Below are 1,096 nucleotides of genomic sequence, written 5' to 3'. Positions count from 1 at the left end.
AGGGCATTCAGGCAGAGTTCGTAGCTGTTTGCCGGCTTTAAGCGTGGCGGCTTTAGGGGCGATTCGCAGGGATAAGCGAGTATTCGAGGTCGCTGGATCCGTGATCAGGGTGTCCGCTTATCTCACAAATAGGCTCTAGATTCCGTCTAGTCTAAAAATCTTATTGACTCTCCACGTTGGACGAATGCAGGGCCGGCGACTCGGTCTGGTGTAAACGGTGCGCCATGAGTAAGCGGAAGGCCTACCCGAGCGACCTGTCCGATGCCCGCTGGGCGCTGATCGAGCCAACACTGAGCGCTTGGCGGCAGGCCCGACTCGACCGGCGGCCCACCGGCCAGCCGGCCACCGTGGAATTGCGGGAGATCTTCAACGCGATCCTGTACGTCAACCGGACCGGAATTGCCTGGAAATACCTTCCCCACGACTTCCCCTCACACAATACGGTGTACGCCTACTACGCGGCCTGGCGCGACGAAGGAATCTTCGCCAAAATCGGATACGACCTGGCTGGGTTGGCCCGGGTGAAAGAAGGCCGTAAACCCGATCCGACGGCTGCCGTGCTCGACACCCAAAGCGTGAAAACCTCTACGAACGTGCCCGTGACCAGCCAAGGAGTAGACGCCGGCAAGAAGATCGTGGGCCGCAAACGCGGGATCATCACAGACGCCCTCGGCATCATCATCGCCGTGATCGTCACCGCCGCGAGCCTATCCGACAACGCCATCGGCACACACCTGCTGAGCGAGGCGAAGAATGCCTACCCGACGATCACCAAAGCCTGGGCGGACACCGGCTTCAAGAACGCCGTGATCGAACACGGCGCCACCCTCGGAATCGACGTGGAAGTCGTCTCCAGGAACGCCGAGAAACGCGGATTCCATGTCGTGAAACGCCGATGGGTGGTTGAAAGGAGCCTGGGCTGGCTGATGCTGCACCGCCGCCTTGCCCGCGACTACGAGACCCTGCCCGCCAGCTCCGAAGCCATGATCCACATTGCCTCGATCGACAACCTTGCCAAACGCATAACAGACGAAACCACGCCAACTTGGCGAGGCACCTACTAACCCTGCAAGACGCAAAAGGCGTAAATCAAACG

At 59.9% G+C, this 1,096-nt stretch carries 1 protein-coding gene; it reads left to right on the top strand.

Features of this window, described 5'->3' with window-relative positions:
• Positions 1-224: 224 nt before the first annotated feature.
• The gene (locus tag Vgi01_RS30310; RefSeq protein WP_204293344.1) at positions 225-1,064 is read left to right on the top strand and encodes an IS5 family transposase; all 840 of its coding nucleotides are present in this window, start codon (positions 225-227) and stop codon (positions 1,062-1,064) included.
• Positions 1,065-1,096 lie beyond the last annotated feature (32 nt).

Origin of the sequence: Micromonospora gifhornensis, assembly GCF_016863515.1 — a bacterium.
Lineage (GTDB): Bacteria > Actinomycetota > Actinomycetes > Mycobacteriales > Micromonosporaceae > Micromonospora > Micromonospora gifhornensis.
Note: the sequence above shows the minus strand (reverse complement) of the source record. Positions and strands in the feature narration are given on the sequence as shown.